General features: G+C 46.9%; 12 protein-coding genes. All 12 read right to left on the minus strand.

The window, feature by feature from the left end; translation table 11 throughout:
- Positions 1–9 precede the first annotated feature (9 nt).
- Positions 10–930 (minus strand): flagellar hook-associated protein FlgL, encoded by a 921-nt coding sequence (flgL, locus tag J7E78_RS00400; protein WP_215074426.1) that lies wholly within the window; start codon positions 928–930, stop codon positions 10–12.
- Positions 931–954: 24 nt separating this feature from the next.
- Positions 955–2,508: a flagellar hook-associated protein FlgK gene (flgK, locus tag J7E78_RS00405; RefSeq protein ID WP_215074427.1), complete on the minus strand. Its 1,554-nt coding sequence runs from the start codon at positions 2,506–2,508 to the stop codon at positions 955–957.
- Between the two features lie 19 nt (positions 2,509–2,527).
- Entirely contained in the window at positions 2,528–3,031 is a 504-nt protein-coding gene (locus J7E78_RS00410; RefSeq protein ID WP_215074428.1) for a flagellar protein FlgN, read from the minus strand.
- Between the two features lie 11 nt (positions 3,032–3,042).
- Entirely contained in the window at positions 3,043–3,327 is a 285-nt protein-coding gene (flgM, locus tag J7E78_RS00415) for a flagellar biosynthesis anti-sigma factor FlgM (RefSeq protein WP_047840678.1), read from the minus strand.
- A gap of 176 nt (positions 3,328–3,503) precedes the next feature.
- Complete coding sequence (locus J7E78_RS00420) at positions 3,504–3,908, minus strand: TIGR03826 family flagellar region protein (RefSeq protein ID WP_215074429.1); 405 nt, start codon at positions 3,906–3,908, stop codon at positions 3,504–3,506.
- 242 nt (positions 3,909–4,150) lie between these two features.
- A complete protein-coding gene (locus tag J7E78_RS00425; protein WP_215074430.1) occupies positions 4,151–5,047 on the minus strand; it encodes a ComF family protein in 897 nt (298 codons plus the stop codon).
- 111 nt (positions 5,048–5,158) lie between these two features.
- A complete protein-coding gene (locus J7E78_RS00430; protein WP_215074431.1) occupies positions 5,159–7,048 on the minus strand; it encodes a helicase-related protein in 1,890 nt (629 codons plus the stop codon).
- A 456-nt stretch (positions 7,049–7,504) separates the two neighbouring features.
- A complete protein-coding gene (locus J7E78_RS00435; RefSeq protein WP_215074432.1) occupies positions 7,505–7,882 on the minus strand; it encodes a hypothetical protein in 378 nt (125 codons plus the stop codon).
- Between the two features lie 358 nt (positions 7,883–8,240).
- Positions 8,241–8,963: a response regulator transcription factor gene (locus J7E78_RS00440; RefSeq protein ID WP_026081439.1), complete on the minus strand. Its 723-nt coding sequence runs from the start codon at positions 8,961–8,963 to the stop codon at positions 8,241–8,243.
- Positions 8,964–8,970: 7 nt separating this feature from the next.
- Entirely contained in the window at positions 8,971–10,131 is a 1,161-nt protein-coding gene (locus tag J7E78_RS00445; protein WP_192135010.1) for a sensor histidine kinase, read from the minus strand.
- Positions 10,132–10,178: 47 nt separating this feature from the next.
- Positions 10,179–12,902 (minus strand): stalk domain-containing protein, encoded by a 2,724-nt coding sequence (locus J7E78_RS00450; RefSeq protein ID WP_215074433.1) that lies wholly within the window; start codon positions 12,900–12,902, stop codon positions 10,179–10,181.
- Between the two features lie 301 nt (positions 12,903–13,203).
- On the minus strand, positions 13,204–16,986 hold the full coding sequence (locus J7E78_RS00455; protein WP_215074434.1) for an S-layer homology domain-containing protein: 3,783 nt from the start codon (positions 16,984–16,986) through the stop codon (positions 13,204–13,206).
- Positions 16,987–17,162: the final 176 nt, after the last annotated feature.

Consider the following 17,162-nt stretch of genomic DNA (forward strand, 5'->3'; position numbering starts at 1 on the left):
GATCCCCCTTTATCTAAGGAAATCCACCAAAGATGGAGAGATAATTTTTGCACCTGCAGACAAAGAAGCATTGTAGATATTTTCCTGAATTTTAGATTGAATGGATAACTCTGCATAATCTGCATCCTCAACCTTAGATTGAAGATCAGTTAAGTTAATGCCTAGATCATCCAATCTTCCCATCATCAGATCAACACGATTCGTCTTTGCACCAATTTCAGAGCGGATTGCCAGCATTTTGTCCATCCGACTGTCAATGTTGTCAAGTTGATTTGAAAGTTCCTTCTGGTCGCCATCCGACAATGCTTTCATAATTGTATTCATAACAACAAATAAATTGTCATCTTCTGTACCTGTACCAAACACCTCATTACCATCCACGTTAATTGGTAATTGTACACTCTCACCAACAATAAAATTAACCTTACCTTTATCCGTTACAACAGAAGCAGCATTGGTTGTGTCGAAAGAGCCATCTGGATTAGAAGGGAAATCATAAGGCTTAATATCATAGGTCTCGCCATTAAAAATATATTTTCCGTTCAGTTTACTGTTGGATATATCCACAAGCTGTTCCTTAAGTTGTTGTACTTCTTCATTGATACTATCCAATGCCGATTGAGGGTTTGTTCCCGTAGAAGCTTGCACCGTTAACTCACGAAGACGTTGCATTACGTTTCCAGCCTGATTCAAAACAGTGTCATTGAATTCCAGCCAAGAAACTGCACTATCCACGTTTTTCTGATATTGCTCATTAGAGGACAATTCTGCACGATAGCGAAGGGAATAGGTGATCCCTACAGGGTCATCAGAAGGCTTGTTTATTTTCCTGCCTGTCGCTAACTGAGTCTGGGTATTATTCATCTGTTGCGCATTCCGGTTCAAGTTCAAAAGCAGTTGCGAACTCAACATATTATTAGTAATTCTCATAATAGATGCTTACTCCTTCCTTAACTATCTGCCTACTACGCCAGTAGAGTTAATCAATTTATCAAGCAGTTGATCAAATGTGGTCATAAAACGCGCAGATGCACTATAGGCATGCTGGAACTTAATCATGTTCGCCATCTCTTCATCCAGCGATACACCACTCACGGATTGACGACGGGTATCCACTTGCTCTACCAGGAACTCCGAGTTGGATGTCTGACGAGCCGCTTCCTGAGATTGTACGCCCAGTTGTCCCACAATTGCACTGAATTGTGCACCGATCGTTGCATTACGTAAACCATCTGCTGATTTCATCGGTGTATCTTTCAGATTCGCAAGCAAGATGGCAAGTGTATTGTTACCTTTGATTACAGTCTCTGTACCAGAAGCATCCGATGTTCGGAGTGAGGTTGCGATCTTGTTCGGATCAGCTAGGATCTCTGCGTTCAATGAAATATTACCAGCTGTAATCGCTGTTCCACCACCCGCTGCTGTAAAGAATGGTAATCCACCTGTATTGGTTCCATCCATGCTATATCCAAGCTGATGCAGCCCATTTAGACCTTTGACTGTAACCTTCAAATCAGTTGCCAGTGTCCGTGCTGCACCTGTGTATGTAACACCATCCAGGACAGTATTATCCGGCAAGACAGAGCCTGCAGGAAGAGTGATCTCAATATCCCCATTAGCAAGGGTATTAGCTAAGTCATCCATTTGTTTCTGATAATCAGTCACCAACGTGTCTCTGGACTTAATCATGCCGTGGACCTCACCGTTGGTGAGCGTGCCTGCTGTATAAGCAGCATTCAGAAAAGCAGGATCTACCGCAACTTGTACTGCCCCGCCTGTGACGAGTGCCTGTCCATTCATCTGAACTTGGTATCCTTGCGGAGTATCCGTAACTGTAACATTCATGATTTTGGACAACTTGTCCGTCATCAGGTCACGTTGGTCACGTAAATCGTTGGCATTGTCGCCAAGAGACTCGACTTTTACAATGGCACTATTAAGGTTCGCTATATTTCCGAGGTAGCCCTGAATTTCATTGCCTTTCACAGCGATGTTACTATCAAGATCCTCGCTAAGTGCATCCAGTTGACGGCTAATCTGATTCATCGCATCGGTCAGAGCCAACGTCGTTTCTTTTACGATCCGCCGTGCTGTGACATCCTCAGGATTTTTACTCAGATCTGACCATGATTTGTAGAAGTTATCCATAACGGTTCGAAAACCGGTGTTTGATGGTTCGTTTACAATCGCTTCAAGTTTCTCAAGTGTGTCTCGTTGGATGGACCAACTCCCGAAGTTGGTGTTCTCATTACGATATTGGTCATCCAGGAATTTCTCACGCACACGTGTAATGGAGTCAAATTCTACCCCTGTACCGAGCTGTCCTGGTGTTGTGCTATGCAGAAATGCGAATGGCTCCATCGGAATAGATGCCTGCATGTTTACTTTTTGGCGTGAGTAGCCCTCGGTATTGGCGTTGGCTATGTTGTGGCCTGTTGTGCTAAGAGCTGTCGTCTGTGTGAACAAACTGCGTTTAGCCGTTTCGATTGAATGAAATGTAGATGTCACCTGGTTTCCCCCTAATTAATCAGGCACGTGTGTCAAACAGACCGATTCGCCCTGGATTGCCGTTCTTATCAGCAGGATGCTGATACGTGGCATCCTGTTCTGGCCGAGAAGCAAAGATGTCCATTGAGAGATCAATAAACATCAAGGATTGCTCGATCAGCATTTGATTCAGTTGATTAATTTCTTTTAACTCCTGCAGTGTTCCCGCCAGCTTCTTCTGGACTTCAAGCAATCGCAGTTTGTCAGCCGGATCAAAAATCAGCTTCGAGATCTCGGTGATATTCAGGTTCAGCATAGATTTGATTCCACGCTCCTGTAGCAGTTCGTGTACTGCGCTCTGCCGTTCGATCTCCAATGGCTCCTGTTGTTTCATGAAACGAGATTCTTTGTTGAGGAGGGCAATGAGTTCATCCACATCGTTTTTGACAATGACCTGTCTCTTGACCTCGCTGAGTGCCAGCATATCGCGGTGACTTTGTTCCATTTGCTGCAAAACTGTAATCAATCTGTCCAGTGCTGCCATTACGTGATCACCTATTCCTTATCAAAAGACTTAAAATACGGCAGCAGCTTGTCAGCTAGCTTGCTGCTATCTACCTGATACGTTCCGGAACTCACCTGTTCTTTCAGTTCCTGTATCCGTTGTATGCGTCCTGCATCCTGTGTACGACTTTGTTCCTCAAGCATCTTCATCGCCTCCGGAGAAATGGATACTTCGTCCTTACGGCGGCTCTTCTTGGCATCAGCCTGCTGATTGGATTCAACGTTCCTTTGATAGGAATTGATGGCGCCAATTCTACTCGGTTCATTGATTTTCATTTCAATTGCACTTCCTTCCACAATTAGGTTTTTACGACGATATACGTTTTTCTTACTTTATCTTATGTTCTCAAAATGATTAGGATAATAAAAAAAACCGATAATCTTTAATAAGTTTATCGGTACGTTTCAAAACATTTGTTATAGCAATATTCGTATTTAAGACCTCGTTCCTACTAATCGCGTAGTTTGTCGAGAGCATTGTAGGTTCGTCCGCCTATATTGCCGTTATCCTTCTGACCTACTTCGCGGGCTGCCCCTGCCAAGTCTTTCGTCAAACGATTACGGCAAGAGTCACACATATGACCTTCACGAATCAATGTTCCGCATACTTCACAAGGATACATCATATTCGGGGCGTTCTCGATGGAAATTCGTCCCTCACGGATGAACTTGGTAATGTTTTTAATTGAAACTTCTGTTGCATCGGATAGTTCCTGTATGTTGGTGCCCTTGTTTTCGCGCAAATAATCTACACAGATCTGATATTCCTGCTCTATTTCCTTAATACAGTTCGAGCATACATCTCGAAAATTCAACGCATATAATTTACCACAGCGAGGACAATTACCTAAATTCATCGCTAAAACGCCCCTCTCAAACTTCCATTTCCGAATAGATAATAACTATACATTACCTTATTTTCTCCGATGAAGCCATAGTCTATTTACAAAACAAAAAAGGGAAACAGGATGCATATATACGAAAGCCCACTCATGGCTACTTTGGTTAAAATATCACTCCAATCTCCTTCCGTTGAGCATATTATTCGTATATTAAGAAGTAAAGTATTCCATAAGTAGACAACAGTTCCATTTGTTAATTAGGATCTTGCCAGTGTCAGTGTATAAATCTCGACCGGAATCTCCATGGAGAAGCCTGCATTTAGGATAACCTGCCCACAAGCATCTAGCGTGCTGCCTGTTGTGTATATATCATCAATTAGCAGTATCTGTATGGGTTTGGCATGTGACATGCCCTTTTGTGTTGGTAGATGAGATCGCCTGTATAGTTCTTCAATTAACTGCATGCCATCCGGGTTGATGGAAAAAGCTTTCTTCATCGTCTCTATACGCTCACCACGCGATTTGAAGCTTTGTTTGGTGGTGTTGATCTGGCGCTGCAACAGATCAATGATAGGTAGGCGGCAGGCGGTGGCGAGTCCAGCAGCCAGTTGCTCTGCCTGATTGAAGCCGCGCTCGGCCAGGCGCTCGCCGCTCACCGGAACATAGGTGACCGCGTCAGGCCGCCATTGCGGCTTCGTTTGTTGAGCAGGCGTGGCGGGATGAGCCACGGGGGCTGGGGTTTCTTTTGCCAAAGCAGCATTTTGTTCCTCACTCATCGCTTGAAAGGCTTGAATCAACAGCGCGGTTAGGAGCGGTGCGTATCTTTCGTGGCCTCTGAATTTGTACATGCCGATCCATTCTTTCATTAAAGGGTTGTACTGTACGGCGCTGCGGTTGAGGATAAAAGAACGGTTTTGCATATGTAGACGAGCACAGTCCGGGCATCCGACACCCCGACCACAACGCAGGCAGCGGATGGAACGGATCCATGGAATCAGCTCCACACAACGTGGGCATATACCCGGATAGAGCGAGGAAAGGATCGCTCGAGCGCCACATGTCAGACAAGTCGCTCCCGGTGGGGCGAGCAGATGGTGGAGGCGTTGGGTCAGATGCTGCGCGTGATCTGATATGTTGCTGAACCAGTTAAACATAATGGTGCAAACCTCCAATCTGGTCTGTAGAATCTAATGGTATGTACGGAAATATACGCTGTGTGTACTTTGAAATATGGATGCGAAACCATATATTTTGGCAGATGACAATTATGTTTGGGATGGCGGATGCAGGTAACCTTTGCGACGAGCGATGGTGTTCATTTTCTTGATCTGTGCAACGGCCTTCACCTGTGAACGTGTCCGACGAGACGATGCAAATACCACTCTGCCCGCCGGGTCATCTATGGAACGCCCTGCTCTTCCCGCCATCTGAACCAGCGAAGCTTCATCAAAGAGACCATTGTCTGCATCCAAAATAAAGACATCGCTTCGCGGAATGGTCACGCCACGCTCCAGAATCGTTGTCGTTACGAGCAAACGAATGGTACGTTCACGAAAGGCGATAACTTTGGCAGCCCGATCGGGGTCCTGAGATGACGTTCCTTCGATATGGATTCCGGGAAAAGTATGACGCATCAGGTTCACAAACGCTTCAATCTGGGCAATGCGTGTCACAAACACAAATACCTGGGCGTCACGCTTCAATGAGATTTGGATGTTAGTCTTTAAAGCAGAAGGAATATTTCGTTTCTTAATGCATTCAGCAACGGTGACCATCTTGATCAATCTTGGTACAGGCAACGGATGACGGTGGAAACGTACTGGAACTTTGGCATGAGTGAGTTTTCCCTGCGCTGCTTCTCTCTGTAGCCGAGCTGGTGGTGTAGCTGACAAATATACAAAATTCCCATCCAGTTTACAGGAAGATGCCGCCGCGTGAGCGAGCATGGGATCGTTATGGTACGGGTAAGCATCCAGTTCGTCGATAATGACGAGATCGAACCCCTGATAAAAACGCATCAGTTGATGTGTGGTCGCAAGCGTGAGCTGAGCATCTTTCCAGCGTTCCTCACTGCCTCCGTAAAGGGTAGCGAGTGAGGTGTCCGGAAAAGCTTTCGTTAGGCGCGGGGCCAGTTCCAGTACCACATCCCTGCGCGGTGTAGCGACCAAAGCTCGTCCGCCACGATCCAATGTATGTTGGAGCAGTGGGAAAATCATTTCCGTCTTGCCGGCCCCGGTCACGGCCCACAGCAAGAACCGCCCCGGCCCATCCCCTGCGGGTGGCCGGGCCAAAAACGCAAGCGCCGCGGCTGCTGCCGCGCTCTGCGCTGCGCTAAGCCCCCAACGGGCGAGCCCGCCGCCGGTGGGGGCCAAGGCCGTGCCACGCGGTGCTTCGCCGCGTACTGGCACGGCCCCTTGCGCTGCACTGCGTAGCAGCAGCGCACAAGCACGGCTGCGCCCTAGCGCGAGGCAAGCCTCGCAGTAGGCGCACGCCGCCAGGCCGCAGGCAGCGCAGGGCACGCGCTGCCTGGCTTCGCTGCCACAACGGTGGCAGCGGGGCGCGCTCCGCGCGCGTCCAAGCCACGCGTGCCGACGGCGCGTGGCAGGCCCTTCGAGGGCGGCTGTGATACTCAGCCGCCCGTGCAAGCGCGCGAGCTGCGCAGCCGCGCGCCACTCCCTTGGCGGCTGGGCGGTATCCGCCAGCAACGCCTCCGCCTCGGCCGCCAGCAATTGGCGGCCGCTGATCCGCTCAGCCAGCAGGGCCGCGTCCCGCTCCAGCTGAGCCCACTGCCCGGCGGGATACGGCTCTGGTATCCCGCCTATCTGAATGCGACGCACAGCGACACTCTCCGCTGTGCCTGCTATACCTTTTCTCGCCTCAATCTCCCCCGAGGCCAGTTCATACATTTCCAGCTTCCGCGCAAGATAACTCTGCCATTCACGCTCGCCCCACTGATCCATACCTCGCTCCATCTCAAAATGTTCAACCAACCAGGATGCCTGACTTAACGGCATCGCCGTATCTAACAGCAACCAGCGCAGCACATGTCGCCCACCTCCTCCTTCTAGCCACCAGGTCACATCCACTCGAATGTCAAGTGATAACACCATGCTCCACCCTTCCCCGACACGACACACATATAAGGCAACCTTCATTTATGTTCCTCCCCCCATCGCACATTCTCCAAACGCAAAAAAAGCACATGCCAACCCGGCTATTCGCCGGAGCATGTGCTTCATGTCCATATTCCATCTTCTTATGATTATCTACTTATCACTATACCAATTGAATCTCTACATCACAAGATTAGTCACACAACATGATTCCATCATACAATTCTGCTAATAACCAGAATCTTTCTATAAAATTGCGAAACTTTTTCCAATCTGAATCGTCTATACTTTTAAATTAAGAGTTCTGACTTCAAAAATCTTATTTCTGTGATCAAGAACTCGCCAGAACCCAGACAACAACCATAGATTGCATAAAAACCCATTTTCAATTTAAAAGCAGACTTGGCTACAATTACAAAAAAAGACTACAGCTTCTGCTGTAATCTTTTCACTGTAGATCTGCGAAATGTCAATCACATTTCCCGTTCACATCAAGATTTATTGCTCTGACTCACGCAAATCAATCAGTCGGAACGTGTGATCGGTCTGTGCTGCCTGTTCAATATCAGCAGGGACAGCAGGCAGATAAGATGTCTCCATCCCTTGCCTTTGCATAAGCTTTTCAATAATCGTAATCGTTTCCGCTTCTGTACGATCAGCAACAACGGTTAATCTGAAGCTCTTTCCACGGTATAACAATTCCCGGCAAACTTCTCTTACAATGCCTTCGATCCGCCCTGCCTGATTGGAAGGGATGAGCAGGATCTGCTCGAAACCTTCAGATTCCGGACGGGAAAGATGGCGCTGGTGCATGGCATGAACGGCCATTGCCGCCAGGAAGTATATGAGCAGAATCATAGTCAGATGAGCAACCATGGCAACTGCACCTCCTCGGAAGGTCATGCTCACCCATGGCGAACATCCCTGTATACAACAAGTATATGCTGTACTTCCTGAAGGGTTACACTTGCATTTCCTATCATTCATATTCCACGCTGATCAACACCGGACGAAGAAAGACAGGCCAGGTCATTCATTCACGCCTAAGCTTGAACATATGTTCCGCACAACCCTACGCTTTGCTCATTTGCAGTGATAAAGTCCATTAACCCGCAGACCAATCCAACATTCTGGAAAGGGCGCGAGTGAACACCAATCTATACTTCGTCTAGGTTGAATCAACCAATGGACTGACTTACCGTAAGAATATTGCTTTACGAAAAACATAAAAGTATTAGAGCGTAACCCAACCATACTTGATCGAGTTAATAACAGCTTGTGTACGGTCGTCCACTTCCATCTTCTGCAGAATACTGCTGACATGGTTTTTTACTGTTTTTTCACTGATGAACAGGAATTCACCAATCATTTTGTTGCTCTTACCTTCTGCCATTAAGCGCAGCACTTCAGCCTCACGACGTGTGAGCGGGTTATTGTCGCCAGCGACAAATTTAACGCCTGCTTCCTTCGAAGCTCCTTCACTCATTGCCCCTGTTTCATTAAGATACGTCATACGACGCAGCTGCATGATCAGTTTGCCTGTTACTTTCGGATGTATGAACGCATGTCCTTCATGCACGGAACGAATCGCATTAATCAGAGACTCGGCCTCCATATCCTTCAGCAAGTATCCGTTAGCCCCTTTACGAAGCGTCTCAAATACATAACTTTCATCATCATGAATGGACAAGATAATCACTTTGACATCAGGGAACAGCTCACGCAATTTCTCCGTTGCCTCAACCCCGTTTTCGATCGGCATGTTGATATCCATCAATACGATATCAGGTTTATCCTGATTGCAGAATTCGAGCACTTGGATACCATCGCCGCATTCGCCGATGACCTCAATGTCGTCCTCCATATTTAAAATGCGTTTCAGACCCTCTCGGAACAGCTGATGATCATCAGCCAAAAGAACTTTAATCGATGCTTTACCAGTATCACGGTTTTCCATCATCCTGCTACTCCTTTCCCTTATCCACGTTTGTCGGGATATGAATCACTATTTTGGTTCCTTGATTTTCTGCAGATTCAATCTCTATTCTTCCTTCTAACAGTTCAACCCGTTCTCTCATCCCAATCAGACCGAAGTGGGTATGATCCTTGCTTTTCTTCGCAAGAAGCTCCGGTTTGAACCCAAGCCCATTGTCCTGAACGACAATTTTAACGAGCTGAGCCTGATATGTAATTTCCACTACAACATATGTGGGATAAGCATGCTTTGCAGCATTGGATAAACCCTCCTGCACGAGGCGATAGATCGCTGCCTCCATCGCGGAAGATAAACGGTGTTCTTTACCTCTTGTTTCAAAAAGCGACCGGATTTTCGTTTTCACCTCAAAATCCTGCACGTACTTCCGAAGCGTTGGAATCAGTCCCAGATCATCCAGTGCCATAGGACGCAGATTGAAAATAACTTTTCTCATTTCTTCAAGACTGGAACGAACCTGGCCTTTCAAATCTACTATTTCGGCCTGGACCATCTTAAAATCCTGCTTAATGAGCATTCTTTCTACAATTTCCGTCCTAAGCACTAGATTGGCGAGCATCTGCGCAGGCCCGTCATGAATTTCACGAGCAATACGTTTCCGCTCTTCTTCCTGGGCCAAAATTATTTTCAAACCAATCATTTGTCGATTTTTGGCAGATTCGATGATCCGGGTCACTTGACCCAGTTCACCTGACAGATATTCGAGTACAACACCCATCTGCGAACCGATGGTCTCGGCACGCTCGACAGAAGCTTCCACATTTTTGGCACGCTTCTGCAGATCATCCCGACGAGCCTTCAGATACATTTCCTTCTCACGATAAATCATCAGATCCAGCTGCAGCTGTGTTGCTTTCTCGTACGCCTGCTTGATATCATGCTCGGAATAACGGACAAAGTCGCGGCTAACCTCAGTCAGCCGGATCCGGGAACGGCGGTAGTTCAGCTCCAATTGATCTACTTTCTCGATCGTTTCCGCCGTTTCCTTCAGCACTGACTTCAACTCCTCGTTGAGTGTTTTCAGCTCATCACGAGTTGCGTCCATAATTTCGAACATTTGATATTTGCTGTTTTCCATGACTTGTATGGCGTTTTTAATGACGCGGTCTATGGCATCGGCTTGTAAATCCACGTTTGTTCGACTCCATTTCTATCGTTTCCGGTATATATCATAACATATCACGATGAGATGGTAACGGTCTTCGTTTTCTGTTCCCATTTTACAGTCAGACCAAGTTGCTCGGAAACGAGTCTAAGCGGGACTAAAGTCCTGCCACCCGTTACGTATGGTGCAACAGTTGCGCTCTGTCTTTTACCATTCAGAATGAATTCTTTCTGCCCTACAACCAGATCAATCAGCTTACCACCACGTAATACCGTGATCCGCTGATTTTTGCTATCCCAGCTTGCCTGGCCACCAAAAGCGTCCAAAACATGTTTGATTGGCACATACGTTGTACCATTTTTCAAGATTGGTGCTGCGTCTATTGCGTTTTTGGTTCCATTCACCGTCATCGATTTCTGTCCAAGCGCAAGCGAAGCTGTACCCGTAGGCAATCCAACTTCACTGGACTTGGAAGGCATCGTGAATGCGATATTGTCAAAAGCAACCGTACCTGATTTCGCACGCTCATCCTGACCTTCTTCCACGTTCACCACATAGACCCGCTTCAGCTTCGCCGGATAGGCGATATTCAGTCCGTTCAAGTCCACGCTCAGTTTCTTCCATCCGTTCCAGTCAATCACCTTGGCGAGATCGGCATATACCGTTTTGCCATTGGCATCTGTGAATTCGGCGCGCAGCCAGTTCAGGCTTTTATCTCCCATAACATCCATCGAGATCGATGTAGCTGCAGCAGATACCTCTCTGCCGGTAGAACCATTCAGTTGTGCATAAGCATACATTTTGCCTGTTCCAGCAGTCATATCATAATCGAGTTGCAGCACATTGGAGCCGGCTTTTTCACCTGTTCCTGCTGTAACGGTTGCCGATCCGGTCACACCCGCTGCGTTTGTTGTGAAGTTAATCGGATAATTCACATTCTCGAAGTTCTCCCAGATCGTTTCGCTCGCAGAAGCCGAGAGTACCACGACTGTGCTGTAACCATCATAACGTCCAATCGCATATCCTACTTGTGCACCGGAATTGACGGAAGATACGGTTAATTGGTCAGCAGTAACTCTACCTTTGAATCCGATAAATTCCCATGTCAGCGAGTCTGCCGGAACCGTAATACTTTGTCCGCTCTTCGTTGTTGCCGTTACCGGAATAGACATTGTAGTTCCTGCTTTGAGCGAACCGAGACCCGATCCTGCTGTCAAGGAAGCCAATTCACTTCCACCCAGTACCGATACTTTAATGGAAGATGAAGTTCCATTGCTCGTTGCCGTCAGCGTTGCTGTACCGGGCTTCACGCCTTTGATCGTTCCATTGCTGACACTCACGATGCCGTTGTTGCTGGACTTCCAGGACATGCTGATATCGCCTGTTGCGATTGGGTTGTAGTAGGTGTCATATCCTTTAGCTGTGTACTTGCCCTCTTGCCCCACCAGCAACGTTTGGCTGCCACTCACGGCAAAGCCTTTCAGTTTACCTGCAGGAGCCGTAGAGAACACCCCCAGCGTGTTTACAACCTGACGTTGCTCGGTGCCATACTCTGTGTTGAACGTCAGACCAGCTGTCTGCTCACCTAGCGGACGTGTTACCATCGTTGTGGAACCGCCTCCGTCCAGGTTCATACCTTTCCAGACACCCACACTCGTCATAAAGGATTGCAGTTCCGTCAGCGACATACCGCTGCTGTTACTGTTTTTCTCCGCGGCGATGATGTAGACATACCGACCATCCTGGGAGTATCCTACTGCCGTTCTTGCACGAATGCCACCAATGCCGGAAGCAGCGATATTTCGCGAGAAGGTTGCTGCCTTTCCGCCGTTTACGAGAATCGTATGACCGCCAATCATCATATCCAAGTTACTTGGATCGACCGATTGCCCGGTTGTTTTAGCTTTTAGCTTGTAATCCGCACTCAAGGTTTGCCCAACGGATAGATGGCTCATGATCCATGTCGCCGCTGTTCCATGTGCACGCAAAATGTACCCATCCTTCGGCACCGTCATGTTTAGCGCTTTTTTATCCGAGATTTGGGTGATTACTCCGTTCTGCACAAGAACCTCTGTTGGGGTTGTGGAAGGATCATTTGGTCGTTTGCTCGATGTCCATGCCGGTGTATAAATATACATCGAGTTGGCATGACTATACTTCACCGCACCCGACTCTACCGTATAATCCTCTTTATTTATCCCACGCAAAGCAAAGGTTGAACCATCCTGTGCCTTCACAGTTCCGTCAAAGGAATACTCGTCGATCATCGGCTTGCCATCCTTGGTCACCGTGAGGGCATACATGCCTGACAGTTCGGAAGGTGTGGAGACCAGAACGCCATCGGAGACCTGTCCACCAATTGGCGAGAGTTCCCCGGATACATTGAAGTAATCGCCATTTACAGCAGCTACTGCACCGTTTTCCTTGGCCATGGCACCTGTGCTCTGTTTACTGTTCAGATTACCGCCCTTGCCTGTCATTACATCCAGCTTCACATACGGGTTCTGCAGATCCACCTGGATTACATCCGCCAGTACGTTGACCTTGGAACCGGAACGTGTTGTCGTATATCTGTATTTCATGAGCTTCGCACCCGAAGTCAGAATTTCTTCACTCAACTTGCTTGTATTCGTAGATGCCGCTGCGGCCACCGATTGCCACGAAGTGCCTGACCACATCTGCCCACCTGCGCTCATCACCGGTGCAATCCAGATCACACCCGCCAGCGTCACAATCGCCCATTTCTTCACCTTACTGCCCTTAACGTCTTCCAGCTGTTTCCCATGTTTCCCCAGCATGTCTGAAACGTCTCTCCCATCTTGTATATCAATCTTAGACATCACGAACACTGCCAAGTAGGCAGCCGATAGCGAGATCTCTAGTATACTCTTCTATTAATAGACTGCTTTTTGTGGAAAAAGTTACGCTTATAGCTAACTTTGAGGTATATATTGGTTGAAAAATTTAACACGATTCTGGTATGTTCTCTTTCTAATCAAAAAAATAGACTTCGTCTATGCCGGGTATCAGCATAGCAGAAGTCCATTTATGATTAATATATATCCTATTAATTTACCTCGTTCATTTATAAGGAAGATTTTATAGATATCCTAACTTGTCCAAAACCCGCTTCAACATGACTGCTGCCTGGGCACGAGTTGCATTTCCCTGAGGTTCGAAAGTTCTGGCTGTCATGCCTTGTATGATTCCCTCTTGCACTGCTTTGGCAACAGAATCCTTGGACTGGATTTTGTTACTGTCCTTGAACTTGGATAGAGTAGAAGCAGCCGAAGATTGAAGAGAGACTGTTTTCCCACCGTAGTTCATCGCACGTACCATCATAAGTGCCATCTGCTCACGCGTAATGGGGCGATCCGGCTTAAACGTACCATCGGTATTTCCCGTAATGATTCCCGCTTCAGCCGCAGCACCGATATAGGCACTTGTCACACTACCGCTACGAACGTCCTGGAAACGACTTGCTGCGGTTGGTTCTCCATTCAGTCCAAGACCTCTAGCGACCAATTCAGCAAATTCCGCACGTGTAATGTTCTCATTTGGTCGGTAGAAGGTACCCCCCGGTGTGTTAATAATCCATTTGGCTGAGAGCTCCTTAATGACCTCACTAGCCCAGTGTGACGCCGTATCCGGATAACTAACGATGTTGTTAACAGGGACTACCGACTGATTGCCATTCAGCTGTCCTCGAACAACTACACCACCTGTCGTATTTTTAAAGGAACTAGGTACATTGGATAACCTAAACGTAACTGGATCGATATACGTAAATCCGGATGTTACACTTGGGGTATTGGCAGCCAATTGCATGGCCAGTTGGCTTTTGACATTCTGATCTACACGTTGATCGCTTGTTCCATTACCGGCATACACATATACGTCCGTATAGTTGCCAAGCTTCTGTGCTCCTGCACCTGCAATCAAGCCTTCCATCGTCCCCGATGAAGACACAGGTACCGTCTCTAACTGAACGTATAAGGATGGAACTGCTGCTCCTGTCGTTGTACTTGTGTTTGACGTTCCTACACTCCGACTCATAGCCGCCATATCTAAATTAGACAGTGGCACCGTCCAGAGAAGATCGCCATATTTCACACCAATAATACCTGTGCGATAACTTGCAGCAATCTGAGTCAGTGCACTTAATGGGAATCCAACATACGCAGCCGATTCACTATCCGGTATCTCGAATACCACCGGCTGAGTCAATTTCCCGTTTGCTCCAGCGTATTCAAAGGACTGAATCAACTTGGTTGCATCCACGTTGAATTGACGAGTCGGGCGATTATAGTGTGACATCGCAGATACAGCAGAACCCGTAGTATTATTCATTACAAGTAAAGACTGACCATAGCTCGATGCATCCAATTCCGACAACCAGGAAGGACGATTTCCCGACTGATTATTATTCGAACTATTATTCGTCTGTTGCAATGTAAGTGGTCCAAATGCCGCTACAGTGACATTCGACGCATCCCGCAACGGCACTGCCCCAGGTACATAACTCACCGTTCCCGTCTGAGTAGCTGTCGATGCTACTGCTGAAGTATCCACTTTCAACGTCACCACAGAGCCAGAAGCTGAAGCAGACAATACAGTTGTGGTTGAATTACCAATCACTACACTGAACTGAGATACTGTTAGTGCAGCCTGGGACTGGATTGAATCACGGAAGTTAATCTGAACCGTGTCTCCCTGAAGCGTAGCCGACAGGATTTTTCCATTTCCATATGTGTACGTTACTGGAGTCAGATTGAGATATCCTGCCGGGTTATTGTTCAGATCCGTTAATCGCAATGCTCCGGGTACATATGATAACGATATATTTTGTGTATCTTTCACCGCTGAAGCCAGCGTTAACGTGACCAGATCATTTTCGATCTCGGAATCATTAACGAAGACTGGCTTGCCATCGACCAGAATAGAATATTGGCTGTTAAGCGGTTTATTCGTCGTGTTCAGTGGTTCATTGTAACGCATCCATAACTTATTCGCACTCACCTCAGCACTCTTGAACTCAGGTGGTTTGGTATCAATTGAATTGCGGACATAGAAGCCGCTGAATCCAGCAAGAGCCTGTCCACGTGTATCTTTTACAGGCCATGAACCTGGCGTGTATGCAACCTGAACGACTTCACCATCCGTAACGGATCGACTGAGATTCAACGTCACAACCGAGCTATTGTTAACCGAGATGCTATTAATGCCTACAGCCGACTGATCCGCAGTTACACTGAATTGTCTTGCTGCATCACTCGAAGTGATATATACCGTCTCAGGATAGTACAACGTAATTGTACTATAATACACGTTACCTTCTCGCGGCTTGGACATGACAGAATCTAAACCGTTCTCCACATCTCGTGCACCAAAAGCAGCCGCAGCATTGGAAGACTGATCTGTAAGACGATTACCTGTAGTACCCGGTGCATATGCAATCCGTACAACTTGTCCTACCGCTACCCCCGTATCCAATACTACATATACACTATCACCTGAAATATAAGTGGAGCTGACATTCCTCTTTTCACCATTTACAGTTACAGCATACGTACTACTCAGCGAATTAGTGCTGTACAGCCATTCATCATAGGTCAGGCGAATGGTGTTATTGCTATGCATCTTAGCATTCTTCAACACAGGTGCAGTTGTATCTGCACTTAATGTTTTAAAGGACCATGATGTAGACCCATTAAGACCTGTGAATGTATTTCCTGCTTTATCACGAAACGCATTGGCTGGAATATCTACCAAGTAATTTGTGTTGCTATCCAATGCGTTCGTAGGTGTAATAAGCAGTTGTCTATTGTTTGCACTATTCATGACTGTCTTGGATGCAACGGTTGCTCCATTTGCTTTTTTGAGCGTTACATTCTGAATGTAATTCGAATCAAGTTCTTTGTTGAACGTAACTGTTAAAACTCCCGTTAAGGGTGCATTGGTAGTACCGTTTGCGGGAGATACAGTAGATACCATGAGGGACGTCGGATCGGATATGACATTGAATCCCCAAACATTCCCACTAATTGCACTGATATCATTCTCATTGCTATCCCGCAAATAACCTTCTGGCATTACGATGTAATATGTAGTGTTGTTGTTCCAGTTATTCGTGGGAAAGATCGTAATCGTATTGGTTCCAAAACCTGTAATTCGAGGTGCTCCTGCGTTTACTGGAATCTGCTCAAATACTGTACCACCAACTCTTCCCTGATAAATAATGAGATTCCCTCTACCTGGGGTTACCGGCTTATCGAACGTCATCACTACCTTAGCTGAAAGGGATACCATTGCTGCGTTATCAGGAACTCTACTCACAAGGGAAGTTGAGCCTAACCCCAGTGTACTAAAAGTCCACTCTTTGTTAGTCAGTCCTGGAAATGGAGTATTGTCCGCGTAAACAAACGATTTATTATCTATCTCTACGTAGTATGTTGCTCCCGGTAGAGCCTTGCCCAGTGTAATTGTCACTCGTTGGCCACTAACTGGCGCAGGCGTGCTGTCCCCCGCACCGGGTGTCGTAGGATCTGTAATCGGTGGTGTAGGATCAATCACAACTTGGTCACTGGATACCAGCACCGAACCCATCGTTGTATTATCATCCAAACGCTTAATCAAGATTGAACTTTGTGTACCAGGTGCCTTCTGAACAGGTTTATCAAAATCAATAACGAATGGTACTGAACTATCCACATTCGTTCCTTTCACCGCAGGAACAGTATTCGTTATTCCATTTGCACTTAATGCGTGTGCCGCATATGCTTCCCGCTCAACTCCACTCCACCCCGTAAGCCAGCCTTGAGCCGTTAGCATGACGATCAAGAGTCCAAGTATGCCTTTTCTGGCAATTCTCTTCAATTTCACTGATCTTCCCCCTTATCTGAATTTCTTCTCTTGTCTGATGTGCAGACCTCATTATGTATTTCGGTTGGAGAAGGGATTTCATTTAGTTATTTGGGTATATATTCCATAATTCTTCCTTTGTCTATGACAAGCAGTGAAATCGATGGAAGCACAAAAAAGCCCTTAATTCCTGATCG

Origin of the sequence: Paenibacillus polymyxa, assembly GCF_018614975.1 — a bacterium.
Lineage (GTDB): Bacteria > Bacillota > Bacilli > Paenibacillales > Paenibacillaceae > Paenibacillus > Paenibacillus polymyxa_E.